At 74.5% G+C, this 25598-nt stretch carries 24 protein-coding genes; 12 read left to right on the top strand and 12 right to left on the bottom strand.

The window, feature by feature from the left end; translation table 11 throughout:
* Positions 1–157 precede the first annotated feature (157 nt).
* Genes ACY0MR_RS06695 through ACY0MR_RS06685 form a run of 3 tightly spaced genes read left to right on the top strand, consistent with a single transcriptional unit; the run spans position 158 to position 3848 of the window.
* Entirely contained in the window at positions 158–1477 is a 1320-nt protein-coding gene (locus tag ACY0MR_RS06695) for a macro domain-containing protein (protein WP_404078143.1), read from the top strand.
* A 23-nt stretch (positions 1478–1500) separates the two neighbouring features.
* Entirely contained in the window at positions 1501–1953 is a 453-nt protein-coding gene (locus tag ACY0MR_RS06690; RefSeq protein WP_473559740.1) for a CATRA system-associated protein, read from the top strand.
* A complete protein-coding gene (locus tag ACY0MR_RS06685; RefSeq protein ID WP_473559739.1) occupies positions 1950–3848 on the top strand; it encodes a CATRA conflict system CASPASE/TPR repeat-associated protein in 1899 nt (632 codons plus the stop codon). The genes ACY0MR_RS06690 and ACY0MR_RS06685 overlap by 4 nt, the downstream gene beginning before the upstream one ends.
* Positions 3849–3998: 150 nt before the next feature.
* Here ACY0MR_RS06685 and ACY0MR_RS06680 read toward each other — a convergent pair whose 3' ends face one another.
* Together ACY0MR_RS06680 and ACY0MR_RS06675 are read right to left on the bottom strand one after the other, a co-directional pair.
* Positions 3999–4145, bottom strand: a complete 147-nt coding sequence (locus tag ACY0MR_RS06680; RefSeq protein WP_361858468.1) for a hypothetical protein — start codon at positions 4143–4145, stop codon at positions 3999–4001.
* A gap of 47 nt (positions 4146–4192) precedes the next feature.
* Positions 4193–4321 (bottom strand): hypothetical protein, encoded by a 129-nt coding sequence (locus tag ACY0MR_RS06675; RefSeq protein ID WP_404078153.1) that lies wholly within the window; start codon positions 4319–4321, stop codon positions 4193–4195.
* A gap of 253 nt (positions 4322–4574) precedes the next feature.
* Between ACY0MR_RS06675 and ACY0MR_RS06670 the strand changes: the two genes are divergently transcribed.
* Entirely contained in the window at positions 4575–4799 is a 225-nt protein-coding gene (locus tag ACY0MR_RS06670; RefSeq protein WP_361858463.1) for a DUF6458 family protein, read from the top strand.
* A 175-nt stretch (positions 4800–4974) separates the two neighbouring features.
* Here ACY0MR_RS06670 and ACY0MR_RS06665 read toward each other — a convergent pair whose 3' ends face one another.
* Complete coding sequence (locus tag ACY0MR_RS06665; RefSeq protein WP_388795598.1) at positions 4975–5259, bottom strand: cupin domain-containing protein; 285 nt, start codon at positions 5257–5259, stop codon at positions 4975–4977.
* A 407-nt stretch (positions 5260–5666) separates the two neighbouring features.
* Positions 5667–6350 (bottom strand): DUF4230 domain-containing protein, encoded by a 684-nt coding sequence (locus ACY0MR_RS06660; protein WP_388795595.1) that lies wholly within the window; start codon positions 6348–6350, stop codon positions 5667–5669.
* A 183-nt stretch (positions 6351–6533) separates the two neighbouring features.
* On the opposite strand from ACY0MR_RS06660, the gene ACY0MR_RS06655 reads away from it, so the two are divergent.
* Positions 6534–7220, top strand: a complete 687-nt coding sequence (locus tag ACY0MR_RS06655; RefSeq protein WP_473559736.1) for a VanZ family protein — start codon at positions 6534–6536, stop codon at positions 7218–7220.
* A gap of 119 nt (positions 7221–7339) precedes the next feature.
* Entirely contained in the window at positions 7340–7612 is a 273-nt protein-coding gene (locus ACY0MR_RS06650) for a GlsB/YeaQ/YmgE family stress response membrane protein (RefSeq protein ID WP_361858451.1), read from the top strand.
* A gap of 189 nt (positions 7613–7801) precedes the next feature.
* On the opposite strand, the gene ACY0MR_RS06645 is transcribed toward ACY0MR_RS06650, so the two are convergent.
* Together ACY0MR_RS06645 and ACY0MR_RS06640 are read right to left on the bottom strand one after the other, a co-directional pair.
* Entirely contained in the window at positions 7802–11149 is a 3348-nt protein-coding gene (locus ACY0MR_RS06645) for a S8 family peptidase (RefSeq protein ID WP_473559734.1), read from the bottom strand.
* 466 nt (positions 11150–11615) lie between these two features.
* Positions 11616–12830 carry a glycoside hydrolase family 64 protein gene (locus tag ACY0MR_RS06640; protein ID WP_473559732.1) on the bottom strand — a complete coding sequence of 405 codons (1215 nt, stop codon included), beginning with the start codon at positions 12828–12830 and terminating at the stop codon, positions 11616–11618.
* A gap of 474 nt (positions 12831–13304) precedes the next feature.
* Between ACY0MR_RS06640 and ACY0MR_RS06635 the strand changes: the two genes are divergently transcribed.
* The gene (locus tag ACY0MR_RS06635; RefSeq protein ID WP_473559731.1) at positions 13305–14129 is read left to right on the top strand and encodes a class I SAM-dependent methyltransferase; all 825 of its coding nucleotides are present in this window, start codon (positions 13305–13307) and stop codon (positions 14127–14129) included.
* Positions 14130–14172: 43 nt separating this feature from the next.
* Here the strand turns inward: ACY0MR_RS06635 and ACY0MR_RS06630 are convergent, their stop codons facing one another.
* Entirely contained in the window at positions 14173–16146 is a 1974-nt protein-coding gene (locus ACY0MR_RS06630; protein WP_388795579.1) for a bifunctional serine/threonine protein kinase/MFS transporter, read from the bottom strand.
* A gap of 196 nt (positions 16147–16342) precedes the next feature.
* Between ACY0MR_RS06630 and ACY0MR_RS06625 the strand changes: the two genes are divergently transcribed.
* On the top strand, positions 16343–17131 hold the full coding sequence (locus ACY0MR_RS06625) for an alpha/beta fold hydrolase (RefSeq protein WP_388795576.1): 789 nt from the start codon (positions 16343–16345) through the stop codon (positions 17129–17131).
* 193 nt (positions 17132–17324) lie between these two features.
* Positions 17325–18128: a VOC family protein gene (locus ACY0MR_RS06620; RefSeq protein ID WP_473559728.1), complete on the top strand. Its 804-nt coding sequence runs from the start codon at positions 17325–17327 to the stop codon at positions 18126–18128.
* Positions 18129–18142: 14 nt separating this feature from the next.
* Here ACY0MR_RS06620 and ACY0MR_RS06615 read toward each other — a convergent pair whose 3' ends face one another.
* Complete coding sequence (locus ACY0MR_RS06615; protein WP_473559726.1) at positions 18143–18487, bottom strand: GNAT family N-acetyltransferase; 345 nt, start codon at positions 18485–18487, stop codon at positions 18143–18145.
* Positions 18488–18593: 106 nt separating this feature from the next.
* Positions 18594–19517 (bottom strand): pirin family protein, encoded by a 924-nt coding sequence (locus tag ACY0MR_RS06610; RefSeq protein ID WP_404078176.1) that lies wholly within the window; start codon positions 19515–19517, stop codon positions 18594–18596.
* 114 nt (positions 19518–19631) lie between these two features.
* Between ACY0MR_RS06610 and ACY0MR_RS06605 the strand changes: the two genes are divergently transcribed.
* Positions 19632–20180 carry a carboxymuconolactone decarboxylase family protein gene (locus ACY0MR_RS06605; protein WP_392864009.1) on the top strand — a complete coding sequence of 183 codons (549 nt, stop codon included), beginning with the start codon at positions 19632–19634 and terminating at the stop codon, positions 20178–20180.
* Here ACY0MR_RS06605 and ACY0MR_RS06600 read toward each other — a convergent pair.
* The gene (locus ACY0MR_RS06600; RefSeq protein WP_473561718.1) at positions 20170–20898 is read right to left on the bottom strand and encodes a YoaK family protein; all 729 of its coding nucleotides are present in this window, start codon (positions 20896–20898) and stop codon (positions 20170–20172) included. The two genes, ACY0MR_RS06605 and ACY0MR_RS06600, sit on opposite strands and share 11 nt — an antisense overlap.
* Before the next feature lie 372 nt (positions 20899–21270).
* Here ACY0MR_RS06600 and ACY0MR_RS06595 point away from each other — a divergent pair, with 372 nt between their 5' ends.
* Positions 21271–21561 (top strand): hypothetical protein, encoded by a 291-nt coding sequence (locus ACY0MR_RS06595; RefSeq protein ID WP_388795561.1) that lies wholly within the window; start codon positions 21271–21273, stop codon positions 21559–21561.
* A gap of 78 nt (positions 21562–21639) precedes the next feature.
* Here the strand turns inward: ACY0MR_RS06595 and ACY0MR_RS06590 are convergent, their stop codons facing one another.
* The gene (locus ACY0MR_RS06590) at positions 21640–21891 is read right to left on the bottom strand and encodes an EF-hand domain-containing protein (RefSeq protein WP_148005617.1); all 252 of its coding nucleotides are present in this window, start codon (positions 21889–21891) and stop codon (positions 21640–21642) included.
* A 225-nt stretch (positions 21892–22116) separates the two neighbouring features.
* On the opposite strand from ACY0MR_RS06590, the gene recQ reads away from it, so the two are divergent.
* A complete protein-coding gene (recQ, locus tag ACY0MR_RS06585) occupies positions 22117–24183 on the top strand; it encodes a DNA helicase RecQ (protein WP_473559723.1) in 2067 nt (688 codons plus the stop codon).
* An 88-nt stretch (positions 24184–24271) separates the two neighbouring features.
* On the opposite strand, the gene ACY0MR_RS06580 is transcribed toward recQ, so the two are convergent.
* Entirely contained in the window at positions 24272–25549 is a 1278-nt protein-coding gene (locus tag ACY0MR_RS06580) for a YhgE/Pip domain-containing protein (RefSeq protein WP_473559721.1), read from the bottom strand.
* Between the last annotated feature and the right edge of the window lie 49 nt (positions 25550–25598).

Below are 25598 nucleotides of genomic sequence, written 5' to 3'. Positions count from 1 at the left end.
TGCAGTCATGCGTTCGTCCCCACCCTTCACGTCGGCGCAGCCCCGTCCGTGCGCCGATCCCCCGGTCGGCAAGGAGACCCCAGGCAGTGCTTCCGGTGAAATCCCCGTCGTGCTTCCGATCCGCTTCCGGTCCGCTTCCGATTCCGGGGAGGGCGTCATGAGTGCCGGGGTGGACGTCGAAGTGCTGGGCCGGACCCGGCTGCGGGTGGACGGCGCGGAGGTGGCCGTGCCGCCGACGGCGCTGGCGGTGCTCGCCCGGCTGCTGCTCGCCGACGGCGAGGCCGTGACCGTCGACGAGCTCTACCGGGACGTGTGGGAGGCCGGGCCCGGGCCGGTCGGCCGGGCCGACCGGGTCAGCGTGCAGAAGCGGATCGTGCAGTTACGCCAGGCCCTGTCCCGGGACACCGGCGGCGGGGCCCAGCGGGCGGTCGTCAGCACGGAACCCGGCCCGGTGTCGGCGTACCGGCTGGACCTGCCGAGGGAACGCGTCGACGCCCACCACTTCCGCGACCTGGTGGCGCTGGCCCAGCGCGCGGACGCGGTGACCGAGGCCTCCCTGCTGGAGAGCGCGCTCGCCCTGTGGCGGGGCAGACCCCTCATGGCCGTGGAACGGCTGCCGTTCGCCCGGCAGGGCATCGCGGACCTGTGCCGCGTCCGGCTGGAGGCCCGCCGTGCGCTCCTCCGCGTCAACCTCGAACTCGGCCGCGTACCCGAGGCGTTGCGCACGGCCGAGGACCTGGCGGCCGATCTGCCGGGGGACGGGGAGGTCGCGGCCACGGTCGCCGAACTCCGCTCCCGCGTCCGCTCCCTTCACCGCGGCCTGCTGCGCCGGGAGTTCGACGATCCCGCGGTCTCCGTCGTCATCGCCCGCGGCGACCTGCTCACCCAGCGGGACACCCATCTGGTGGTCGGATTCACCGACACCTTCGACACCGCCACCGACCTCGACATCGTCATCAACCAGTCCAGTGTGCAGGGGCAGTTGGTCAACCGTCTCTATGGCGGAGACCGGGCCAGGCTGGACCGCGACCTGCGCGTCGCGCTGCGGGGCGTGCAGCCGGTCGCCAAGGAGTCGCGCTCCGACAAGCGGCGCGGCAAGCTCGTCCGCTACCCGCTCGGCACGGTCGCCGTCCTCCGGCTCCCGGGCGTCCGGGTCTTCGGCGTCGCCTACAGCCGGATGGGCAACGATCTGGTGGCCCGTTCCTCGGTGCCCGAACTCGCCCATGGCCTCGACCGGTTGTGGGAGGCGCTGCGGGACCACGGGCAGCTTATGCCGGTGGCCCTGCCGCTGGTCGGCTCCGGACTGGCCCGGCTGGACGGCACCCGCCACGAGGACCTGCTGCGGATGATCGTCGAGTCCTTCGTGGCGGCCTCCCGCAGGGGCCGGTTCTGCCCCGCCCTGACCATCGTCCTTCCCCAGCCCGTGCTCGACCGCATCGGCATCCCTGAGATCGCCGCCGCACTGGCCGCCCCGTGAGCCCGACGGAAACCGGAGACACCGTGCCGAACGACCAGCATCCCGAGCAGCTCCCGCAGCGGGGACCCGACCCGACGCCGGGCCACCGTCCGGCCGCGGACCCGGACCGGGTCCCGTCCCCGCGCCGGGTCCCGAGCCCCGTGGCCGCCGTCCTGTCCGGCACCCTGAACTGGCGGCTCTCCCCGGAGGGCTGGGAGGCGGTCGGCCGGGCCCTGGACGAACTCGCGGCAGCCGGCGGCAGTCCCGACACGCCCGCCGGGCAGCGGGCGTTCGCGGCCCTGCTGGCGGCCGGGCCGGGCCGTGTCCTGCGGGCCGGTGCCGGCGCCGCCGCCCCCGGGCTCCCGGCACCGCCCCGGATCCGCGAACGCGTCAACCACCTGGTCCACCAACTCGCCACCCCCGCACCCGACTCCGCCGCGCCCGGCGCCACGGCCCGGCCGGCGGCCGGGCGGGCCGAGGAGGGTACGGACGGATGAGCCCCGCAGACGGGGCGCGGACCGGAGCCGGAGCCGTCGAGGAACCGCGGCTGATCGTCCACCTGTACGCGCCCTGCGAGGGACCGGACGCCGCGGCGGCCTACGCGGGCCTGCGGGCCATCTGGTCGGCGGCGCGCTCGCTGTTCCGGATGGACCGGCCGATCCCCGGGGCCGACCTGCCGCACGACCTGCCCGAGGAGCCGCCCGGTCCGGCGCCCCGGACGGCCGGCGGGCCGGCCGAGGAAGCCCTGGCCGCCCAGGAGTGCCCCGACGAGGGCTTCCAGGCCGTCCTGCGCCGCCACCACGACGTGCTGGTCCTGTCGGCCGCCCTCGCCCCGGGGGCCATGCGCGCCCCGGGCGGGGCATCCGCCGGCCCCTCGGGCCGGCCCGTCCCGCCCGATCCCGTCGGCCTTCCCTGGGCGCCGGGACCGGAGCGGCTCGACGCCCTCTGGGACGCCGTCAGCGGCGGCCGGACCGGCGCCCTGCTCGGCGGCGCCCGGCTCCACCTCTGCCGGGCCGCGCCCGGCCGGGCCCCCGTCCCACCTGGCACCGACGTGGTCGCCCTCGACCGGGGCGTGACCCTCTGGGAGCCCGGTCCCGGCGACGACGCGCGGGCCGAACGCCGCCTGTACCTCGCCGCGGACACCGCCGACGACGACCTGCTGAGCGCCTGGACCTGGTCCCGCGGCGACCTCGCCCTCCCGCGGCTGGCCCGCTACCTGCTCCACGCCGCCAAACTCCGCTACGAACTACGGGTGTTCGCGCGCGACACCGGTGACGTGCGCCTGCCGGACGCCGAGCCGGGGCCGCCGGACGGCGGGCCCGGAGCCCTCGACCGACGCGCGGGGCGGCTCGCCCGGCGGCGCGGCGCGGCCGCCGCCCTCGCGCTCTCCCTCAGGGAACTGCACCGCACCGGGGCGATCGCCGCCGCGAACATGGCCGAGACCCTGCGCGACCGGGAGTCGGCGGTCCTCGCCGGGGCGGGGCCGATCGCCGACGACCGGCAGCTGGCCGCATGGTTCCTCGCCCGCGTCGACGACGAGGCCCACTACCTCGAACTGGCCGCGTCCCAGGCGGAACAGGCCCTCGCCCTGCTGCCCCCGCCACCCGAGCCGTTTCCCGCCGCGCCCGGGCCGGCCCGCCCCGCGTCCGACCCGCACCCGACCCGATCCGGGCCGTCCCGTCCCCCGTCCGACCCGCACCCGGATCCGTCCGACCCGGCCCGCACCGCCTCCGACCCGCACCCGAGCCGACACCGAGCCGAGCCGTCCGGTGCCGTGCCCCACCCGGCCGGTCCGCCGCCCGCCGGCCGCCCTGACCCGGCCGACGGGGACGTCGCCCGCACGGTCTTCGTGGTCCACGGCCGCGACGACCAGGCCCGCGACGCCGTGTTCACCTTCCTCCGCGCCCTGGACCTGCGGCCGCTGGAGTGGGAGACCCTGGTCGCCGGGACCGGCAGCGCCGCCCCCTACCTCGGCGAGGTCATCGGCCACGCGGTCCGCCGCGCCCAGGCCACCCTGGTCCTGATGACCCCCGACGACGTGGTGAACCTGCACCCGGGCCTGGGCGGGGACGGCGGGGACGGAACCGGCGCCGGGCTGCAGGCCCGCCCCAACGTGCTCCTCGAACTGGGCATGGCGCTGGCCGCGTACCCGGACCGCACCGTCATCGTGAGGGCCGGGGACCAGCGCGAGGTCACCGACCTGGGCGGCCGCAACTTCATCCGGCTGGACGCCGGTCCGGCCTGCCGCCGGAAGATCGCGGACCGGCTGCGGTCGGCCGGCTGCCGGGTCGACGACAGCGGCCAGGACTGGCTGGCCCCCGGCCTGTTCGCGGCCCTGGACGCCTACAGCCGCACCCTCCCGGTCCCCGACCCGCCGGTCCCGGTGCGCTGAGCCGCGGTGCGCGGTCGCCGTGCGGGCGGCTGATGACGGCGTACGACCGGTGAGGGAGGGCCGGGGCTCGCGTCCGCACACGGCGACGCCCCGCGCCGTTCGTGGCGCGGGGCGTCGTACGACCGGCCCGACGGGCCGGGGGAGCGGCCGTCAGCGGTGGCCGCGCAGCTTGCGGAGGAGGCGCTGCGCCTGGCTGCGCCTGCGGGGGTCGGCCGCGGCCCGGCGGACGGACGCCGCCGCGCTACGGCCCTGGGGGCTGTGGGCGAATCGCTTGATGCGGGCCAGCAGTGCGGTCATGGGAGACTCCTCGGATCGTCGCGGTACGGCGTCCCTGCGGGCGCCGCCTATCGGAAGAACGCCAGGTAGCAGTCGAAGAGCTTCATGCGGTGCGGCTGCTCGGCCCTGACCCCGTCCCCTGCCGGGGCGGGGTGCTCCTCGGGGGCCGCGGTCACGTACGTCCAGATCCTGTGCACGATGTCCGCCTTCCTTCCGTCGAGGGCGAGTGCTGCGGTCTTCGCGTTCTGTCACTCCGTGTTGCCCGTCGACGACGCTTCACACCTGCGGGACGGCTCCGGTTCGGGTCCAAGGCCCAGGGGGCCCTGAGCGCCGGTGTTCTGGCGATCCGTCAGGAGATGCGGGCGTGGTGACGGCGGTCCGGAGGAGCGGAATGATCCACCCGTACCCGGGTACCCGGACGCTGACCAACCCGCATGGGAGGAAGCAGTCATGGGCCTGGGAATATTCATCATCATGATCGGCGTCGGCGCCGTTCTCACCTTCGCGACCGACTGGGAGCTGGAGGCGGTGAACCTCGACCTGGTCGGCCTGATCCTGATGGCGGTCGGCTTCCTCGGAACCGCCGTCTACGTCAGCGTCCTTCGCCGCCGCCGGATGGTCGTCCCGTCCGTCGCGCCGACGGTCGTCGAGGACGACCGCCGCGACCTGCTCTGAGGCGGCGAGGAAGCCGGGTGGGTGAGCGGCGTGCGGAGACGCTCACCCTGAGGTCCCCCGGGCCGGGGGACGGCGCTTCCGCACGGGCCGCTCCAGGTGGAGCCTGCCCGTGAGACGTCTCCGCGAGCCGTCCGAGGCAGCGTGAGCATGGAGGCCGCTCGATCCCGGCGAGGGGCTACTTGAGCTCGATCTCGACGAAGGCGAGCGGCTCGGTGCCGGCGTTGACGACCTCGTGTTCGCCGCCGGCCGGCCGTGCGTAGGACTCGCCGGCCCTGAGCTCCGAGACGGTGCTGCTCCCGTCCGGGGTGATCACACGCGTCCGCCCGTCGGTGACGGGGACGACGACATAGTCGTAGGCGTGCACATGGTTGCCGGTCGACTGCCCGGGTTCGAAGTCCCAGCGCGTGACGCGGACCCGGTCGTCCTCGTGCTGCGTGGTCGCGCGTGCCGTCGTGGTCATGGTCGCTCTTTTCGCCGTGGTCGGTTCGGGCGCCGCGGCCGGGCCGCACCGCCCCGACCAGCAGGTTAACCGCAGGCGTCGGCCACGGTGCGGGAGGGCCGTCCCGGGAGCGCGGCGCGGGGTCCCGTACCGAGGGCGCGGGGCGGACGGCCCCAGCGGGAGAAGGGACGACCCTGCCGGGGCCTCCCGTGTCCGCGGGTGCCGGGGGCCGGGGGAGGCGGTGTGCGCCGCGGCGCCGTCGACCGGCACCGGCCGCCGTGCGTCACCGGGTCCCCCTGCGCACGCCGGCGCGGACGGGCGTGACGCTCCACCACGCCATCGCCACGCCCACACCGAACACCATCATCAGCACGACCGGCACGAGGGATTCCTTCCGAGTCCGGGGGTCGGGCCCGCGGGGGCGCCGTTCACGAGTAGACGACCGTGACCTGCTCGAAGCCGAGGCCGCGCAGGAGCTTGTCCAGCATCTCGGTCGTGTTCTTCTCCGCCCGGGCCGTCAGCCCGGACTCGCGGGCGGCGTCGCCGATCCGCTCCGAGGCGAGGACGTTGACGGCCTGCTCGCTCGACGGGTTGTCCGAGAAGAGGTCGCCGAGGCGGTCGAGCAGTCCGCGCTGCTTGGAGACGGCGTACGAACGCTTCGGGTCGAGCGCCGGCGCGCCCAGCCGGGCGTGCGGCAGGCGCAGGGTGGCCTGGTTCCGTTCGGCGTCGACGGTCACGGCGTCGTCCCCGAGGCCGCCCAGTTCGACGTAGGCGCCGACGCTGCCGTTCGCCACGTAGAGGGTCCGCGTGCCGCGGATCGCGTCCGGCAGGAACCGGGCGTCGCGCTCCAGGTCGACCACCACCTGGTAGGTCCCCGCCGCGCCCTCGTACCGGCTCAGGTCCTGCACGGACTTCAGCACGGCCGGGCCGGTCCGGTCCTGCACCCGGGTCCCGAAGACGTCCAGACCGGGGAGCCGGAAGAACTGGCCGATCAGCATGAGGGCGACGGCGACCACGACCAGGGCGACGATGACGGTCCGCCATCTCCCCCGGGTGCGCTTCTCGGTCCGGTCGTCGGTGGGCGAAGGTCTGATCTCGGTGTCGTGTCCCATGCTCGCCTCGTGCCCGCGTCGGGGCCTCCCATTCCCAACTCTCGCCACGCCGAGCGGGGTTGGGACGGGTGGGGAGCGTGTGCCGCGGTCGCGGCCCGACGGCGCCCGGCGGGGCATACAGCCGGGGGGTCGCGGGTACGCGGGCTCCGTCCGAAGGCGGTCGTACGCAGGAGGGGCAGGAACATGATCGGGTGGACCGAGGTGCGCAGACGAGTCGGTGGGGCGGGAGGCGGCGGGAAGGGCGTCGCGGTGAAGCCGGCCGGAGCCGGGCCCGGTGGAGGCGCCGAGGACGGCGCCGCGCCGGTCCGCGCGGTGCCGAGCGTGAAGGAGCCGGCCGCGCCCCCGAAGCGGAAGGAGGCGGCGGCGCCGGTCCGGCGCGGGCCCGGACGGTTCGTGCGGGTGCTCGTCACCCTCCTCGCCCTCGCCGCCATGGTGGCGTTCGCGGTGGTCCTGGCCGGGCTCACCCTGGAGGCCTCGCCGGCGTCCGTGCCCCTCACCCACAACAACCTGACACCGGGCAGTTCGATCGAGAACTACCTCAACCAGCCCGGGTTCGTGGACACCGTCAAGCAGCTCGGGGGGAACATCGCCCTCGGCGTGCCCTTCGGAATCCTGCTGCCGCTGCTGTCCCGCAGGACCCGCGGATTCCTCCGGGTCGCGTTCGTCACCGCCGCCACCATGCTGCTCGTGGAGCTGGTCCAGGGCGCGCTCATCACGGGACGCGCCTTCGACATCGACGACGTCCTCCTGAACACGTCGGGGGCGCTCATCGGCTACCTGCTCCTCGGCCGACGGCTGGGGCGCGCGGTGCGCCCCCGTACCCAGCCGCGGTGGTGGCAGCGGAGGCGTACCGCCGTCCCGTCCGACTGAGGTGCGCGGCGCCGGCACCGCCTTCGAGGACGCATCTGTTCGAGAAGAGGGGTTTGGCGGCGCCGGATCGGTACATGCGGAGTGCAGGAGATTCTCGGGCCACGAACTGGAGGCGCATCATGGGCATCATCGCGTGGATTCTCATCGGCCTGCTGGCCGGACTGATCGCGAAGGCCCTCATGCCGGGCAAGGACCCCGGCGGCATCATCGTCACCATCCTGATCGGCATCGTCGGCGGCCTGCTCGGCGGCTGGCTCGGCAAGGTGATCTTCGGGGTCGACGCCATCGACGGGTTCTTCGACCTCTCCACCTGGATCGCCGCCATCGTCGGCTCGATGATCCTGCTCCTCCTCTACCGTGTCCTCACGGGCAACCGAAGCCGTCGCGCCTGATCCGGTCGAGGCGCGGGGGACTTCCCCCCACCCCCGCGACACGACGGAACGGCCCCACCACCGGAAGGTGGTGGGGCCGTTCCGTCGTGTCGGTGCGAACGATCAGCCGGGCGAACCGGCCGTGTCCGGGCCGACCGGGCCGGCCGGGCGCTCCCGGCCGGGCCCGGTCCTGCGGTCAGCGGACCGCCGTCACCCGCCGAGCCACGCGTTGTGGACGGTCAGCGTCGACGTGTTGCCCTGCTTGTCCGCGACCACGGCGGAGAGGGAGATGCCGCTGTCCTTCGCCGGGCTCTTCACGCTGATCGACCCGTTCCGGACCTGCACCCGCTGCCAGGTCTTTCCCGCGTCGTAACTCACCGACACCGCCAGGGACTTGAGGTTCCTCCCGGCCGCGGAGCCCTGCACGGTCACCGGGACCGCGACCGTGGCGCGCTCCGGGGCTCGCGAGGCGAGGTCGACCGGGGCGGTGAAGCGGACGGTGGAGACCGGGAGCGCGGTGGTGGCCGCGACCTGCCGGGAGCGGAACGTGAAGCCGGTCTCGACCCGGGTGGCCGCGCCCGCGACTCCCGCGGGGCGCTCCACCGAGGTCACCAGGCGGTACTCGGCATCGGCGCCGTCGACCGTGAAGGGCTTCGCGCCGGTCAGCGGGTCGTCGTTCTCGGCGACCTCGACGCCGTCGCGGTACAGCGTCGACCTGGCCGAGGCGTACGGGGAGAACCCGGGGTGCCCGGCGCCGTCGGCGAACAGCGGCAGCGAGCCGACGAGCAGCTGCTCTCCCGTCGCCGGGTCGGGGGCGGTGCGGAACACTCCGGCGCTCTCGCTCAGGAGGGGCCCGAAGACACCGGTGTTGAACGTCTCCCGGTACGTCCGACCCGCCTCGTAGCGCTTCGGCAGGGCCGTCTCCCAGCTGCCCTCGTAGGCCGGGTAGCCCCACTGGTCGGGCGCGCCCGCCTGGTCGAACTTGGTGCGCCACTCGACGCCGTCGGCGGTGGAGACGTAGAAGGTACGGGTGCCCGGTGCGGGCTGCAGGTCGGAGAAGCCGTTGCCCTCCGGTGCGCCCGGGATGCGCGCGAAGGGGGAGACGAGGGCGGACTTGCCCGGGGCGGAGGCTCCGAGGCCGACCTTGAGCGTGGCGAGCTCGTTCGCCTTCACGTGCCTGGTGTAGCCGGTCGAGACGGTGTCCGTCCGGCCGCCGAAGGCGACCGAGTACTGGCTGGTGGCGTCCTTGAGGAAGTGCGCGTCCCAGGTCTGCAGCAGCGAGCCGTCGGTGACGGCCGGGCCCAGGTGGGCGGTGCGGAAGCCGGTGAAGCCCCGGAGGACCCAGCCGTTGCCGACCCGGCCGATGTCGGTGCCGCCGAGTTCGTAGTACGTGCCGCCGTAGTCGACCGTGTCGATGCCGGGCACGGTGAGGTCGACGGGCTTCGTGGTGCGCGCGTCGGCCGTGACCACGGTGTCGCCGGAGATCTCCAGCTTCGGCTGGGCGATCCAGTCGGTGCCCTTCTTGAAGTCCGAGGGGTCCTCGTAGACGGCCGTGTTGAAGGTGTAGGTGCCCTTGGGGACCCGGATGGTGTGGCTGCCCGGCTCGTCGACGACGCGGGTCTCGAAGCCGGCCGCGGGGCCGGAGATCCCGATCAGGGTGCTCTGGAAGTGCCGGGCGTCCGCGCCGTCGCGTCCGACGGCCCGGAGGGTCACGTCGTACGACTCCGCCTCCCGCTCGGCCACGGCGGCCGTGCGGACGGACTGGCCCGCCGCGGTGGCGGTGACGTAGCCCGAGTAGCCGCCGTCGGCGTCGCCGATCCGGGTGTCGGCGGTCAGATCGACCTCGGCCCTGCCGCCCGCGGGGACGGTGACGCGGTCGGCGCCGAGCGTGAAGAACCCCGCGGGGGCCGGTGCGCCCTCGGGGTCGAGGCCGGCGACCGACAGGTCGAGGGTGACGTCGGTGGTGCCGAGGTTGCGGTAGGCGACCGTGCGGGTGAGGGGCAGGTCGTCGGCGTGCGGCCACGCGGCCGTGCCGAAGTTCAGCGAGACCGGGTCGGCGACGACGGTCTGCGCGAGCGCCCTGTCGACCTGGATGCGGCCGGTGCCCTGCTGGAAGGGGGTGTGGTCGCCGCCCTTGGCGGACGCGGTCAGCGCGCCCTTGAGCTCGGCGGACTTCCAGGCCGGATGCCGCTGCTTGAGGAGGGCCGCCGCGCCCGCGACGTGCGGGGTGGCCATGGACGTGCCGTCGAGCTGCAGGTACCCCGGGGCGGGGTGGGGCGTGCCCGGGCGCGTGTCGATCGCGCTGCCGGCCGCGGCGGCCGCGGTGATGGCGACGCCGGGCGCGGTCACGTCCGGCTTGACGGCGCCGTCACCGACGCGGGGGCCGGTGCTGGAGAAGGGGGCGAGGCGGTCGTCGCGGTCGACGGCGCCGACGGTCAGCGCGGCGTCCGCACTGCCCGGGGAGCCCACGGTCGAGGCGCCGCCCTCGCCCTCGTTGCCCGCGGCCACCGTGAACAGGGTGCCCGTCTCGGCGGACAGCCGGTCGACCGCCTCCTCCAGGGGGTCGACGCCGGGGCTGTCGGGGGCGCCGAGGCTGAGGTTGACGACGTCGGCGCCCTGGGCGACGGCCCACTCCATGCCGGCGAGGACGGCGGAGTCGTCGCCGAAGCCGTCGTCGTCGAGGACCTTGCCGCTGATCAGCTTGGCTCCGGGGGCGACGCCCTTGAAGCGGCCGCCCGACGCGGCTCCCGTGCCGGCGGCGATCGACGCGACGTGGGTGCCGTGCCCGACGCGGTCCTCGGCGTCGGCGGAGGCCGAGAAGTTCTTCTCGCCCACCACCTGGGAGGCGAGGTCGGGATGGGTGCGGTCGACGCCCGTGTCGAGGACTGCGATCGTGACGCCCGTGCCGTCGTAGCCGGACTCCCAGGCCTTGTCGGCGCCGATCTGCCGGACGCTGCGGTCCAGGCTCGCGGTCCGCACGCCGTCCAGCCACACCGAGGCGATGCCGGAGGCCGTGGCGCGCAGGCCGTCACCCCGCCGGTCGGTCAGCGCCTCCCAGACCTCGGCGACGTCGTCCGGGGTGGTGCCGACGGCGTCGGCGTCGAGGGTGGGGAAGGTGCGCCGCAGCTGGGTGTCCCCGGCGGCGCGCACTCCGGCCCGTGCGGCACCGGCGCCCGCCCCGCCGTCGTACCGCACGATGAGCCGGAGCCCGTCCCGGTGGCTGTCGCGCAGCCGCGCGTCGGTGAGCACACCGAGGTCGAAGAGCCGCTGGTCCAGCCGGCCGGCGGTGAGCAGGCGCTGCGCGTCGGCGGGCACGACGAGCGTGCGGTCCCCGACGCGCTGGACCTGGACGGGTATGTGCTCGCGGCCGGCGGCGGCTTCGAAGCCCACCATCCGGCCCTGGGCGTTCACGACCACGCGGTCGCCGGTGACCAGCGGGATCCGCTGGCCGCCGCCGGGGCGCGGAATCTCGGGTGCGGCCGTCGCGGGGCCGGTCGTGCCTGCCAGCAGGGCCACCGACGTGGCCGCTGCGACGGTGAAGGCGCGTGCTCTCTTCACATGTGCGCGCAAGTCTCCCCCAGGGAGCTCGGGATGAGGTCGAATGATCGGTTCCGGCGGGGACGCGACGGCGTCCGCCCACCGGTCAGCGCAGTATGTGAGGTGATCGACTCCGGGGTCCGCGAGAGGGATCCCGCCCAGCGCTTTCCGGCCATCCGGCGGGCTCCGCGTGCGATGGGGCCACGACGGCTCCGTGACGGTTGCGTGACACCCGCACGATCCTTGTGCGACAACGACCCCGCCGGATCCTCCGGATCCCGCTTCCCGCCGCCTTCCCGGGGCCGGCGCGGCTCTCCTCGGAGGGGCGGCTTCCTCTTGGCCGTATCCGCACCCCGGGCGCGGGCCCCGGAGGGCGGGACCGCCCGGTCCGGGGGAGCGGGGGCGCAGCACACCGCCGGTCCGGGGGAGGGGGCGCAGCAGTCGGCCGGGCCTCGTCGAGGCCCGGCCGAGTGTCGTGCGCGGGTGTCTAGTTGAACGGGTCGAGCGTCACGTACGCCTGCTGCGGGTTGCCGTCGTGCACCAGCGACTCGTGGGCGCCGACGTCGTCGAAGGCGAAGCCGTAGGCCTTGCCGTCGGCCATCTGGGCGTGGATCTTGCGCGAGTAGTGGTTGGTCACCGCGTCCTGGTAGAAGCCGGCGGACGAGGTGTCGGGCTGGTTGGGGTTCGTCAGCAGGGTGGAGCGGTTGAAACCGGCGCAGAGCGTACGTGAGATGGGGCCGCGCACCTGGTCGTTGGGGGCGTCGAGGAGCTTGTAGCAGCCGAAGACGCTGTCGGAGTCGGGCTTCTGGAACGAGGTGACGACCGCGCCCGAGGAGTTGGTGAAGTTCATGACGTTGCCCGAGACCCGGCCGAAGTACTTCACGGAGGGCTGGTTCGCGAACGGCGTCACGGTCAGCGTCGACGAGGCGTACTTGCTCCAGACGCGGTTGATGTAGTCGTTCATCACCCCCGACGGCAGCGCGCCGGCCTCGATGCCGTGCCCCGGGGCGAGGGCGCGCAGCACCGTGCCGTCCGAACGGGTCTGGACGAGGTTGGCCCAGCCGCCGGGCTGGCCGCGCAGCGCGTCGTAGAAGCCCCGGTAACCCCCGGGCTTGAGCCGGCCCGTGGTGGCGACGGAGCCGTCGGGGCGCTTCACGCCGACGGCGTAGGGCGCCGACACCAGGTCGACCTGGGTGCTGTTGATCCAGAGTCCCGCGTCGTTCAGCGTGTACTCGGACCAGTTGAAGAGGATGTTCCTGTTGGGGTCGCTCGGGTTCTGGACCGCCGGCTGCACCAGACCGCCGGTCGCCACCTTGAAGACCAGCTTCTGGCCGTAGCTGAAATAGATCCGGCCCGAGAACTTCGGCAGCCGGATGGTCATCGAACGGCCGTTGGCGGGGCCCGCGATGGAGGCGTCCGGCGCGGGCGAGGGCACGGAGCCCCCGGCCGGCCAGGGGTGGAAGGTGCCGTTGGCGTCGGCCCAGCCCTGACGGCCCGTGGAGAGCTCGGTGCCGAGGTTGTAGACGTACACCTGCTCCCCGCGGCCGGAGTTGTTCGCGAAGGTGAGCGGGATGGTCGCGGGGACGGCGGCCTCGACGCTGTCGGAGGGGCCGACGACGGCGACGGCGGTGCCGATCAGCGCGGCGGCGACCAGCGGGACGAGGACGGCGCGGCCGCGCCTGTGCCTGCGGTGTGCGGACATGTGGGGCTCCTCGGAGGTGGGGACTCCGTGTGGGGGGAATCCGTGGGTGAGTGGGTGAGTGGGTGAGTCGGTGGGCGCGTGGCTGAGGGGGTGCCGAGCCGGTGACGACCGGGTGGGGTCGCGGAGCGGCGCGGTGGGCCCTCAGGGTCTGAGAGCGCTCTCAAGAATGGTGAGGGTGAGATGGACCTGTCAATGGTTGCGGGGCGTCCCGGGCGAACGCGGCGAGGGGAAACGGGCGTTCGGAGGCCGTCCCGGGTCGCCGCCGGGTGCTCGATCGGCTCAGGCGCGGCGCGCCTCGGCCGCGGCGGCCGCGCGCCGTGGAGGATCGACGGCAAGGTGACCGCGGCGCCGGTGACCAGAACGCCGGTGACGGTCGCCCGTCGCCCGCCACCACCCCGCAGACTGGAGGGATCCGGCCATGAGACCGCTCGCACGCCCGCTGTCCCCGCGCCCCGCCGACCGCCCGGCTACGGCGTGAACGCCGCCCCGCGCGGAAGCGCGCCGGAGGAGGGCGGCTACGGCGAGGCGGTGTTCCCTCCCGGACGGCAGGGCGAGGACGAGCGCATCGACCTCGGCGCCCTCGCCTACGACGACCTCACCATGGCGCGCTTCCGCGCCCTCGGGGTCGGCCCGGGGTGGCGCTGCCTCGACGTCGGCGCCGGCACGGGCACCGTCTCCCGCCGGCTGCTCGAAGAGGCCGGGGCGACGGGCGTGCTCGCCGTGGACCGCGACGTGCGCTTCCTCGTCGAGCGCCCCGTGACCGGCCTCGACGTCATCGAGGCCGACGTCACCGATCCGGACTTCGACCCCGGCCGGTTCCGGCTCGTCCACGCGCGCTTCGTCCTGATGCACCTGCCGGAACGCGAGCGCGTCATCGCCCGGCTGGCCCGCCTCGTCGAGCCGGGCGGCGTGCTGGTGATCAGCGACGCGGTCGACCTGACGAGCGACCGGACGCCCGCAACCCCCTACACCCGGGTGATGCGGGCGATGTGGCGGGCGCTGCGGGAGACCATCGGCACCGACGTCACCGGGGTGCCCGCCTATCCGCAGCTGCTCAGGGAGGCGGGCCTCGTCCCCGTCGCCGCCGAGATCCATGTGCCGCCGCTGCTCGCGGGGAGTCCGATCAGCCGCTTCTGGGCGGACACGTGGGAGCGGAGCCGGGCGCCGATGCGCGCGACGGGCCTCGTCGACGACGCGGCCGTCGACGAGGCGATCCGGTACCTGGAGTCCGACGCCTGCGCGGCGCTCTCCGCGGGGATGCTCACGGCCTGGGGCCGCAGACCGCTCGACGTCCCCTGAGGAGGCGGGCGGTGGCGCCCGCCGGCCCGCCCCGGCGGGCCCGTCACCAGTAGTGCGCGAACCCCATGGCGGCGACCAGGAAGCCGCCGCCGACGCCCGCCAGGGCCGTTCCGGCGACCCAGCCGACCGGAGCCCCCGTGCCGCCGCCGGGCCCGGGCACGAGCGCGCCGGCCGTCCGGGTCTGCCGCCACAGGAACGCCGCCACCAGGACGCCGGTGGCCACGGGAAGCACCACCTCCCGGCTCGTGAAGTACGGGACGGCTCCGCTGACGGCCGCGATCGCGCCGAAGCCGAGCAGCACGCCGAGCCCGTCGAAGCCCGCGCCGAGGCGGCCCGGCCGGTCCTGCAACCGGGTCGACGCACCGACCGCGGCGATCGCCGCGAGCGGGACCATGAGGAGCACGTACCAGCGCCAGGCCACCCCTTCGAGGATCCACCAACTGACCAGCAGGCCGAGTGCCGGGCCGCTGCCCGCGACGGCCACCTGGATGCCGAAGGCTCTGCGCCGCTCCTCCCGGCCCGTCAGGGACGAGGACACGAGGAGCGGGGCGGACGAGCAGACCAGGGCCGCGAAGACGCCCTGGAGGATCCGCCCCGTGACGAGCACACCGGAGGCAGGCGCCGTGGTGAGCAGCACGGCGATGAGCGCGAAGCCCATGAGGCCGGTGAGCAGGGCTCTCTTGCGGCCCATGAGGTCGGCCAGGCGTGCGCCGAACACCAGCGTCACCACGAAGGCCAGCACGTAGAGAGTCGGCACCAGTTGCAGGTAGAGCGTGGACGTCAGTCGGATGATGCCCCCGCCGTACCCCAGGTCCGCGTAGCCGCCCCGCCACATCGCCGCCAGGAAGGACGCCGCGTCGAACAGCACGACCGCCTGGGCCAGGGCCACCATCACCAGGCCCCGCCCGCTCCCGGTGAGCGCTGCGGGCGGGTCCGCGGGCCGGGCCGGGGCCGTGGGCGGGCCCCAGCCGCCGGCCGGCGGCCCGACGGGCCGGGCGCGGGCGCGCTCGGCTCCGGAGTACGCCGGGGCCGTCGGGGTGTAGGCCGGCTGCGGGGGGACCCGCTGGGCGAGCCGGTCCCGCGGATCCGGCACGGCGGCGGGCCGGCCGGCGGGCGGGGCGGGCGCGTAGTCCAGCAGATGGGCGGCGCGACGGCCGAGTTGGGCCAGCACGGCCCCCGGCAGCCACTCGCCGGCCCCCTCGGCCGCCGTCCGGTCGGCGACCTCCTGGGGGGCGGGCCGCTTGGCCGGGTCCTTCTCCAGACAGGCGCGGACGAGGTCGACGAGCTCGTCCGGTACCCCCGTCAGGTCCGGCTCCTCCTCGGCGATCCGGAACAGATGCGCGTTCAGACCCGTCTCCGTCGCGCCGAACAGCAGCCGTCCGGTGGCGGCGTAGACGAGGAGCGCCCCCAGGCAGAACACGTCGGAGGCCGGGGTGAGTTCGAGGCCGCGCACCTGCTCGGGCGACATGAAGCCGGGCGATCCGATCAGCATGCCGGTGCGGGTGTGCAGACTGTCCCCGGCGAGGCTGTCCATCGCCCGCGCGATGCCGAAGTCGATGACGCGCGGGCCGTCCACGGTGACCAGGACGTTCGACGGTTTGAGGTCCCGGTGGATCAGGCCCGCCTCGTGCACGGCGCGCAGGGCGAGCGCGAGACGGTTGGCGAGCGTGGTGACCGACCGCTCCGGCAGCGGACCGAAGTCCTGCGCCACGACGGTGGTCAGGTCGGGGCCGGGGATGTACTGGGTCGCCACCCACGGCACGGCGGCCTCGGTGTCGGCGTCCAGGACGTCGGCCGTCCAGGCCCCGCCCACCCGCCGCGCCGCGGCGACCTCGCGGGCGAACCGCCGCCGGAACTCGGGGTGCTGGGCGTGCTCGGCCTGGACGACCTTGACGGCGACCGTGCGTCCCACGTCGGAGCGGCCCAGGTAGACGAGGCCCATGCCGCCCGCGCCGAGGCGGGCGATCAGACGGTACGGGCCGATGTGTGCGGGGTCCTCCCCCGTCAGCTGTTCCACGGTGGAGAGGTCAGCCCTTCGCGTGCGCGGGGCGGCCGTCGAGCGGCGGGACGGCGGTCTCCGGCGAAGCGGACGGTGCGGTGTGGCCCATGCGGTGATCCCCCTGGATGGTCGCGGAGAACCCAAGGTAGAGCACGGGTCCGAGGCCCGGTGGGGAAGTCGGTGCATCCCGCCGCGCACCCCCTAGTCTGGAGTCATGACAGTCGTGCGGGTCGGCGGCGTCGACGTCGCCTATACGAGGAAGGGGCGGGGGCCGGTCCTGGTCCTCGCCCACGGGGCCGGGAGCGACGGGCGGATGTGGCAGCCGCAAGTCGAGGCGCTGGCCGACGAGTTCACGGTGGTGGCCTGGGACGAGCCGGGGGCCGGGCGATCCGGTGCGCTGCCGCCGGGCTTCGGCGTCGAGGACTACGCGCGCGCCCTGGCCGCGGTCGTCGAGGACGTGGACCTCGGGCCCGCCCAGGTGGCGGGACTGTCCTGGGGCGGGACGGTGGTCCTGGAGCTGTACCGGCGGCGGCCGGACCTGGTGCGCTCGCTGCTGCTGGTGGACACGTACGCCGGGTGGAAGGGCTCGCTGCCGCCGGAGGAGGTCGCCGAGCGGGTCGAGGGGGCGCGGCGGATGCTCGCGGTACCCCGGGAGGAGTTCGACCCGACGCTGCCGGGTCTCTACGCGGACGGCCCGCCGGAGCTCTTCGCCGAGCTGCTGGAGGCGATGGGCCGGGACGTGCGGCCGGAGAGCATGGCCGTGCAGCTCTCCCTGATGGCCGAGGCCGACGAGACCGACCTGCTGCCCCGGATCACGGTCCCGACCCTGCTGCTCTGGGGCGAACTCGACGCCCGGTCGCCCCTGGACATCGCCCTCGCCTTCCAGGACGCGATCCCGCACGCCGAGCTCGTGGTGATTCCCGAGGTGGGCCACATGAGCAACCTGGAGGCGCCGGAGGCCTTCACCGCCGCCGTCCGCACCTTCTGCCGGGCACACGTCTAGGGGGGTGTCGTCGAGCACGCCGTCGCGGGGCCGGACAGGACCTCGACGACGCCCCGGTGAGCGCCCGCCGAGCACGTACGCCCACCGGTCCGGTGCGGGACCCGGCGGTTCCCCTTCGACGGGCGGGGGCTCCGGTCCGGTGAAAGGCTGAGGACGTACCTGGCGGAACCCGGAACCGTGAAAGGCCCTCGCGATGATCACCACCGACTTCGTCCCCGGCTCCCCCTGCTGGCTCGACCTCGGCGCCCCGGACGTCCCGGCCGCGGCCGCCTTCTACAGCGGCGTCCTCGGGTGGGACTACGAGTCCATGGAGGCCCCGGAGGGCGAGGACATGGAAGGCGGCATGTTCCGGAACGACGGGAAGATCGTCGCCGGGCTCGGCAGGCTGACCGAGCCGGGAGCGCGTTCGGCCTGGATGGTCTACTACAGCGTCACCGACGCGGACGCCGCGACGCGGGCCGTGGAGGAGGCGGGCGGCACCGTGCGGGTCCCGCCGACGGACCTCGACGAGTGGGGTCGGATGGCGCAGTTCAGCGACCCGCTGGGCGGGCAGTTCGCCGTCTGGCAGCCCGGTACGAGCAAGGGCGTCGAGCAGGTCGACGCCCCGGGCTCCCTGTCCTGGGTCGAGCTGTACACGACCGACGCCGCGGCGGCGAAGCGCTTCTACGGCAGCGTGTTCGGCTGGCAGTACAGCGAGATGCCGATGCCTGGCGGAGGCGGCGCGTACACGATCATCACCCCGGCCGGACTGTCCGAGGAACGCATGCACGGCGGCCTGATGGAGGTCGGCGAGGCCGACCTGGCGCTCGCCCACGGGCGGCCCTACTGGCACCCGGTCTTCGCCGTCGCCGACTGCGACGCCGCGGTCGGCCGGGTCACCGCGGGCGGTGGGGACGTGCAGATGGGGCCGGACGACGCCGAGGGCGTCGGCCGGCTCGCCGTCTGCCTCGACCCGGCGAAGGCCGACTTCGTGGTCCTGGCCCCGCCCGCCGGCTGAGCCGCGGCCCGGGCTCAGCGCTTCAGCACGCCGTCCAGCCACTCCAGGACCTCCGGCGTCACCGGGTCGGTGATGTCCGCGAACTCCTCGTGCTTCTTGAGGAACTTGGCCACGTACGGGCAGACCGGCACGATCCGCATGCCCGAGGCGCGCACGTCGGTCAGGGCCTGCTCGACCAGGACCGAGGCGAGGCCCCGGCCCGCGTACGCCTCGTCGATCTCGGTGTGGAAGAAGACGCGCCGGTCCTCGCGGTCGCGGTACGCCGTGAGGCCCGCGCGCTGCTCGTCGACGAGGATCTCGTAGCGGTGGCGCGGGTCGACGCGGCGGACGACGGGGGTGGTGGCTGCCTGCTCGCTCATGGCGTGCCTTTCGGTCCGGGGGTCTGCGGAGGTGGTGTGCTGCGGGGTGCTTGCCCGCGGTCGCGGGGACGGTGTGCCGCGGTGCTCGCGCACGCGGCCGCGGGGCTCAGGTGCGGGGAGGGTTCCCGCGGGGGGTGAGGGCGGCGTTCGGCAGGGCCGGCGCGGGCAGGCGGTCGCCGGGGTAGCCCTCGACGTGCCCGAAGCGTTCGGAGGCGCGCTCCCACTCCTCGCGGGCCTCGGCGATGTCCTCGTGGCTGCGGCCGATGAAGTTCCACCACATGACGATCTCCTCGCCGAAGGGCGTACCGCCGATGAGGACGGCCCGCGCGCGGCGGTCGGAGTCGTTCGTCAGGGTCAGGCTGTCGTGTCCGGTGCCGACGTATCCCAGCTCCGCCGGGCGGAGACGGGTGCCGGCGAGCCGGACGTCCCCCTCGTCGACGAGGAGCCCGTGCTCGTGGGCCGGGTCGACGGGCAGGACGACCGTGGCGCCGGGGTCCACGAGCAGCTCGGCGCCGAGGAGCGGGGTGAAGGTCCGCACGGGGGAGGTCTCCCCGGCGAGCGAGCCGAGGAACACCCGGACCTCCGCGCCGTCGACCCGCACCGGGGAGGGGGCGTGGTGCTGGAAGTCGCGGGGCGCGTGGCGGTGCTCGTCGGGCAGCGCCACCCACAGCTGCACTCCGTGCAGGACGGTGGTGTCGGGGGTGGAGACCTCGGTGTGACTGATGCCGTGGCCGCCGGTCATGAGGTTCAGCTCGCCGGGCCGCACGAAGGCGTGGCTGCCCAGGCTGTCGCGGTGCTCGATCTCGCCGCTGAAGAGCCAGCTCACGGTCTGCAGTCCGGTGTGCGGGTGCGGGGCGACGTCCATGCCTCCGGACGCGGCGACCCGGTCGGGGCCGTAGTGGTCGGCGAAGCACCAGGCGCCGATCAGGGTCCGGGACCGCTGGGGCAGGGTGCGCCGTACGGTCATGGCGCGCGGCCCGCCCAGCGGCACGTCCCGCGCGGACAGCACCTCGACCTCCGTGTCGCCCATCCCCGGCCCCTCTCCGCACGACGCGTCCGCGCGATATAGTTTCGCTTTCAACAACTATGGATGATCATAGCCCCAGAAGCCGTGATGCGCACGGACTCCTCGAAGGAGCGCAGGGTGAACGACGCGAACCACCTGACCGACGACCCCACCGATGGTCGCAGGGTCTACCTCGACAAGCAGAGCCCGGCCGCCTACCGGGCGCTGGTCCGCACGGCCGACGCCGTCCGCACCACCGCCGCCGACGCCGGGCTCGACCGGATCCTCGTCGAACTGGTCAACCTCCGCGTGTCGCAGATCAACGGCTGCGCCTCCTGCCTCGACGTCCACACCCGGGCCGCGCTCCGGGCCGGCGAGACCACCCGGCGCCTCGGCGTCCTCCCCGCCTGGCGGGAGACCGAGCTGTTCACCCCGCGGGAACGCGCGGCGCTCGCCCTCGCGGAGGCCACGACCGACCCGGCGGACCGACTCGGGCAGGACCGGGCCTACGGCGAGGCCAGGACGGTCCTGAGCGACGACGAGATCTCCGCCGTCCTCTGGGTGGCCATCGCCATCAACGCCTTCAACCGCGTCTCGATCCTGAGCCGCCACCCCGTACGCGACGCGGCGCCGACGCCTCCGGCGCCCCCCGCCGGGGCCGTACCGGCCGCGGAGGTCAGGGCCTGACCCACCCGGCCCCGGTGGAGGCCAGACGTCCCGTGACCGCCGCGGTCCCCACCAGCAGGGCGAGGACCGCTCCCAGGACGGCCGCGAGCCCGGCGCCCAGCAGGGCGGCGCCGGCGAGGGCGCCCAGGACCAGCGCGAGGACGGCCAGGACCTGGCGGCCGGCCCGGGGGCCCTCGCCGCCGGGCCGCCCGGAGTCCGAGGCCAGTCCGGTCAGGGTCTGCGTCAGCACGGTCGTGGTGAGGTCCGGCACGCCGATCCGCCGGGCCACCGCCGTCTGCGTCCCCATGGCGAGGCCGAGGCACACGATCAGGGCGTACCGGCCCGGCGTGCCCGGACCGCCGCGCTCCACGAGCGCGATGACGAGCGCGGCGGCCACCAGCACCGCCTCCAGGGCGAGCGCCGAGGCGAGCAGCCGCCCCCGGTGTGCGGCGAACCGGGTGCCGAACCGGCCGCCCGCCACCGCGCCGGCGAGGAACGAGGCCAGCGACACGGCCGTGGCGGACGCCGACAGGCCCGCGGTGCCCGCGAGGGCGAACCCCAGGAGGGCCACGTTGCCGGTCATGTTGGCCACGAACACGTTCCCGAGACCCAGAAAGCTCACGGCGTCCACCAGCCCGGTGACCAGGGTCAGCGTCAGCATGAGCGGAGGCAACGGCCCGTGCGGGTCCCCCTTCGGCGGCACCAGGGTGTGCGCCGCGTCGAGCAGCAGCCTGCGCAGCATCGGACGCTCCTTCCACGACGGGGACGGCGGCGGGGTCCGGAGCCCTCCGGTGCGGCGTCCGGATCCCCTCAGTGAGGTTCACCGGTCCGCGCCGGGGCGCGCGCCTCGCCACGCCGGAGCGGTCCGCGTCATGCGGAACGGTCCGCGTCATGCCGGAGCGGTCCGTGCCGGGGCGCGCGAACCGGCCCGCCCCGCGCGGCCGGAACCCCCGACGGCGCGCCCGCCTCTTCCCGGCCGCGATCCCCAAAGGCACGCCCGCCCGGCCGGATTCCTCCGACGGCGCACCCCGCCGTCCCCTTCGTGGCGCTTTCGGGGGGTGCGGGCGGCGGGTGGCCGTGTCCGGCGGCGGGGCGGGCGCGTTGTGAGGGTGTGATCTCTACACGACGCATCTCCTCAGTCCTCGCCGTCGCCGCCGCCTTCTCGTGCCTCGGCGCGACCGCGGCGCAGGCCGCCACCACCGGCCCGCTCGGCCCGCCGATCAGCCCGATCGCCGAACTCGACGCGCTCGCCACCACCGGCATCCCCGCGGAGTCCAAGGCGCAGTTCCCCGGGATGGCGAGTCAGCTCGGCGGGCTCAGCCGGGTGAACGAGCTCAACCAGCTCCACCAGCTCACCGACCAGGCCGCGCCCGTCACCGGACTCCTGCCCGTCGTCTACTGACCGGTCCCCGGACCGTCGGACCGGCACCGCGCGGCCGGCGCGGTGCCGGTCCTCCGTCCCACGGGGCCCGGTCCGGCGTCACCAGCCGAAACGGCGGTCGACCAGCGCGGCGAACTCCTCGAAGGACAGGACCCGGTCGCCGTTCTGGTCGGCCTGGTCGAACAGGGCCGAGGCGTCGTCGTCGGTCCCCACGCCCCACGCCGGGATCACGCCCTGCGCGGCCAGGGTCGGGCCCTTCGCCCGCAGCGCGTTGATCACCTCGATGCGCGTCAGGCTCCCGTCATGGTCGAGGTCGAGCGCGTCGAAGAGAGTGCGGGCCCTGTCGCTCACGATGTGTCCTGCTTTCCTGTGGCCGTGGCAGGTGCATCGGCCGATGCGTCCCTGACCGGAAGGACGCGCGGACGGCCCCGTCCGTTGCCTCGGCACCGCCGCGGCACTTCCCGCCCGCCCCTCCGTACGGCGCGGGCCGGTGACCCGGCACCCTACGGCGGGGGGTTGTCCACAGGTTTCGCCGGAGCGGCCGGGGGTGTCCGCGACGGCCGATAGGGTGGGTGAATGGTCCTTTCCGACGGCTCCGCCGTGATCTCCGAGGCAGCCCAGGTGCTGCACCGCGTCTTCGGCTACAGCTCCTTCCGAGGCGAGCAGCAGGAGATCATCGAGCAGGTCGTCGACGGCGGCGACGCCCTCGTGCTGATGCCGACCGGCGGCGGAAAGTCCCTCTGCTACCAGATCCCCGCGCTGGTCAGAGAGGGCACCGGTGTCGTCGTCTCGCCGCTGATCGCCCTCATGCAGGACCAGGTGGACGCGCTCAGGGCCCTCGGGGTGCGGGCCGGCTTCCTCAACTCCACCCAGGACCCGTACGAGCGGCAGGCCGTCGAGCAGGCCTTCCTCGCCGACGAGCTCGACCTGCTCTACCTCGCGCCCGAGCGGCTCCGCACCGAGGGCACCCAGCGGCTCCTCGACCGCGGCAAGGTGTCGCTCTTCGCCATCGACGAGGCGCACTGCGTCGCCCAGTGGGGCCACGACTTCCGCCCGGACTACCTCGCGCTCTCCATGCTCCACGAGCGCTGGCCCAAGGTGCCGCGCATCGCGCTCACCGCCACGGCCACCCAGGCCACCCACCGGGAGATCGCCGCGCGGCTGGGCCTGGAGGACGCCCGGCACTTCGTCGCCGGCTTCGACCGGCCGAACATCCAGTACCGCATCGTCCCGAAGAACAGCCCGCACAAGCAGCTGCTCGAACTCATCAGGACCGAGCACGCGGGGGACGCCGGAGTCGTCTACTGCCTCTCCCGCGCCTCGGTGGAGAAGACCGCCGCCCTCCTCGTGGAGAACGGCATCGACGCCGTCCCGTACCACGCCGGCATGGACGCCCGGGACCGCGCGGCGAACCAGGCCCGCTTCCTGCGCGAGGACGGCGTCGTCGTGGTGGCGACCATCGCGTTCGGCATGGGCATCGACAAGCCCGACGTCCGCTTCGTGGCCCACCTCGACCTGCCCAAGTCGGTCGAGGGCTACTACCAGGAGACCGGTCGCGCCGGCCGCGACGGCGAGCCCGCCACCGCCTGGCTGGCGTACGGCCTCCAGGACGTCGTCCAGCAGCGCAAGATGATCGACGGCTCCGAGGGCGACGAGCAGCACCGGCGCGCCCTGACCCAGCACCTGGAGGCCATGCTCGCGCTCTGCGAGACGGTCGAATGCCGCCGCGTGCGCCTCCTCGCCTACTTCGGCCAGTCGGGCACCCCCTGCGGCAACTGCGACACGTGCCTGTCGCCGGCCGAGTCCTGGGACGGCACCGTCGCCGCGCAGAAGCTGCTGTCGACCGTCTGGCGCCTGGCCAAGGAGCGGCGCCAGAAGTTCGGCGCGGGCCAGATCATCGACATCCTCCAGGGCAAGAAGACGGCCAAGGTCATCCAGTTCGACCACGACGGCCTGTCGGTGTTCGGCGTGGGCTCGGAGCTGGGCACCGCCGAGTGGCGCGGCGTGGTGCGCCAGCTCCTCGGGCTCGGCCTCCTCGCGGTGGAGGGCGACTACGGCACGCTCGTGCTCACCGAGCAGAGCGGCGAGGTCCTCGGCGGCCGCCGCACCGTCACCCTGCGCAAGGAGAAGGCCCCGGCCGCCGCCCGCAAGGAGTCCGGCGGGCGCTCCGGGAAGAGCGCCCGCGTACCGGTCGACCTGCCGGCCGCCGCGGTGCCGGTCTTCGAGGCGCTGCGCGCCTGGCGGGCCGCGACGGCCCGCGAGCAGGGCGTCCCGGCATACGTCGTCTTCCACGACGCCACGCTCCGCGAGATCGCGACGCTGCTCCCGGGGACGGTCGAGGAGCTCGGGACCGTCGGCGGCGTCGGCGAGGCCAAGCTGGCCAAGTACGCGGAGGGGGTTCTGGAGGCCCTGGCGGAGAGCGGCGCGGCCGGGGGAGCCGCTGCCCCGGCCGAGGCGGAGACCGCGACCCCCGGGTCCGGAGCGACCGCCCCGGCGGTCCCCGGCGCACGGACCGCGCGGACCGCCCAGACCGCCCGGCCCGAGTCCTCCGCGCCGGAGCACGACGCTCCCTTCGACGAGGAGCCGCCCTACGACATGGACGGCATGGAGGAGCCCCCGCCGCCCTACGACGACTGGCGCTAGGGAGGGTCCCGCCGGCCATGTCCCGGCGGCTCCGGCGTGATCGGCGGGATGCCCGCCGGCGGACCGGGCGGGTCCGCCGCCCCGCGGCTCAGGAGAGCTGCGGGGTGAGGCGGCGCAGGCCCCGGCGGTCGTAGTAGCGGGTCATGCCGAAGCCGAAGAGCAGGGCCAGGACCGTGCCGACGGCGATCATGATCCAGCCGCGGGCCAGCCCCGCGTCGGCCTGGGCGTCGAAGTACAGGATGGCCCGGACACCCGCGCTGAGCTGGTGCATCGGCTCGAAGAGGCCCAGGAAGCGGTAGAAGCCCGGGGTGGCCTCCAGCGGGACGGTGGCGCCGGAGGAGGGCAGCGCCAGCGCGATGAAGATGAACATGGAGACGAGCTGGCCGATGCCGCCGAACGCCGCGTTGATGGCCTGGACGCCCAGCCCGACGGCCACCGTCGCGCAGTACGAGAACAGCCACAGCATCGGCAGGTGCGAGGCGTCCATGCCCAGGAGGCCGATCGTGGCGACCATGACGAGGCTCGTGGTGAGGAGCGAGATCCCCGCCGTCATCAGCATCTTCAGCACCAGCGTCTGCGTCCGGTCGATCGGGACCGCGGCGTGCCGGGTGTGCCAGGGACCGATCTCGCTGTCGGCATAGCCGAGCGCGGTGTCGACCCCGCTGTTCACCAGGTTGCCGCCGATGAACCCGCCGAGGACGAGCAGCAGCGTGTAGTAGAAGGCGGTCAGGCCCAGGCCGCTGTGCCGGCCGATCGGATGGCCGACCCGGGTGGTCACGGCGACCGGGTCGGTGAGCAGCAGCCGGGTCGTCGGGACCGCGCCGGCGGCCGAGAGCTGCTTGCCGATGGTCAGCGAGGCCTGATGGGCCGCGTTCTGGTTGATCTGCGCGGCGAGCGAGGAGCCGAGGCTGCCGAGGCCCGGGTTGGTGAGCACGGTGATCGTCGGCCGCACCGTCGCCCGGTTCGTGGTCAGGGTGGAGACGGACGCGGTGAAGTCCGCCGGGACGACCAGGGCGCCGTAGACCTTGCCGGAGGCCAGCGCCTTCCGGGCCCCGGCGAGGTCGAGCCGCTGCCAGTCGATGTCCGTGGCCGAGGGGCGGTCGGCGGCGATCGAGTCGGTGACCTGCTTCCCCAGGGTCTCCCGCTGCCCGGGCAGCGGGGTGCCCCGGTCCTCGTCGACCAGGGCGATGGGAAGCCGGTACAGGTTGTCGTTCGGGTTGAGGATGCCGCCCATGTAGAGGAGCGAGAGGCCCACGGCGACCAGCGCGCTCAGGACGGTCGGTACGAGCCACAGTCGCGGGTTCCGGACCAGGGTCCGGGCGCGGACCTGCGGGCCTGTGGTGTGCGGGGGGTTCGCGGACGTCATGGTGTCATCGTCGGCGCGCACGGCGTCACGGCCGGGATTGCGCCCCGGA

Source organism: Streptomyces sp. JN8 (assembly GCF_055808075.1).
Note: the sequence above shows the minus strand (reverse complement) of the source record. Positions and strands in the feature narration are given on the sequence as shown.

What these genes read in the sequence shown, in the direction of transcription:
- ACY0MR_RS06625 (WP_388795576.1), top strand. Translation starts at nt 16,343, where the DNA reads ATGACAGTCGTGCGGGTCGGCGGCGTCGACGTCGCCTATACGAGGAAG.
- ACY0MR_RS06660 (WP_388795595.1), bottom strand. Translation starts at nt 6,350, where the DNA reads ATGGGACACGACACCGAGATCAGACCTTCGCCCACCGACGACCGGACC.
- ACY0MR_RS06670 (WP_361858463.1), top strand. Translation starts at nt 4,575, where the DNA reads ATGGGCCTGGGAATATTCATCATCATGATCGGCGTCGGCGCCGTTCTC.
- ACY0MR_RS06610 (WP_404078176.1), bottom strand. Translation starts at nt 19,517, where the DNA reads ATGGGCGACACGGAGGTCGAGGTGCTGTCCGCGCGGGACGTGCCGCTG.
- ACY0MR_RS06680 (WP_361858468.1), bottom strand. Translation starts at nt 4,145, where the DNA reads ATGACCGCACTGCTGGCCCGCATCAAGCGATTCGCCCACAGCCCCCAG.
- ACY0MR_RS06580 (WP_473559721.1), bottom strand. Translation starts at nt 25,549, where the DNA reads ATGACGTCCGCGAACCCCCCGCACACCACAGGCCCGCAGGTCCGCGCC.
- ACY0MR_RS06640 (WP_473559732.1), bottom strand. Translation starts at nt 12,830, where the DNA reads ATGTCCGCACACCGCAGGCACAGGCGCGGCCGCGCCGTCCTCGTCCCG.
- ACY0MR_RS06650 (WP_361858451.1), top strand. Translation starts at nt 7,340, where the DNA reads ATGGGCATCATCGCGTGGATTCTCATCGGCCTGCTGGCCGGACTGATC.
- ACY0MR_RS06615 (WP_473559726.1), bottom strand. Translation starts at nt 18,487, where the DNA reads ATGAGCGAGCAGGCAGCCACCACCCCCGTCGTCCGCCGCGTCGACCCG.
- ACY0MR_RS06655 (WP_473559736.1), top strand. Translation starts at nt 6,534, where the DNA reads ATGATCGGGTGGACCGAGGTGCGCAGACGAGTCGGTGGGGCGGGAGGC.
- ACY0MR_RS06695 (WP_404078143.1), top strand. Translation starts at nt 158, where the DNA reads ATGAGTGCCGGGGTGGACGTCGAAGTGCTGGGCCGGACCCGGCTGCGG.
- ACY0MR_RS06665 (WP_388795598.1), bottom strand. Translation starts at nt 5,259, where the DNA reads ATGACCACGACGGCACGCGCGACCACGCAGCACGAGGACGACCGGGTC.
- ACY0MR_RS06685 (WP_473559739.1), top strand. Translation starts at nt 1,950, where the DNA reads ATGAGCCCCGCAGACGGGGCGCGGACCGGAGCCGGAGCCGTCGAGGAA.
- recQ (WP_473559723.1), top strand. Translation starts at nt 22,117, where the DNA reads ATGGTCCTTTCCGACGGCTCCGCCGTGATCTCCGAGGCAGCCCAGGTG.
- ACY0MR_RS06620 (WP_473559728.1), top strand. Translation starts at nt 17,325, where the DNA reads ATGATCACCACCGACTTCGTCCCCGGCTCCCCCTGCTGGCTCGACCTC.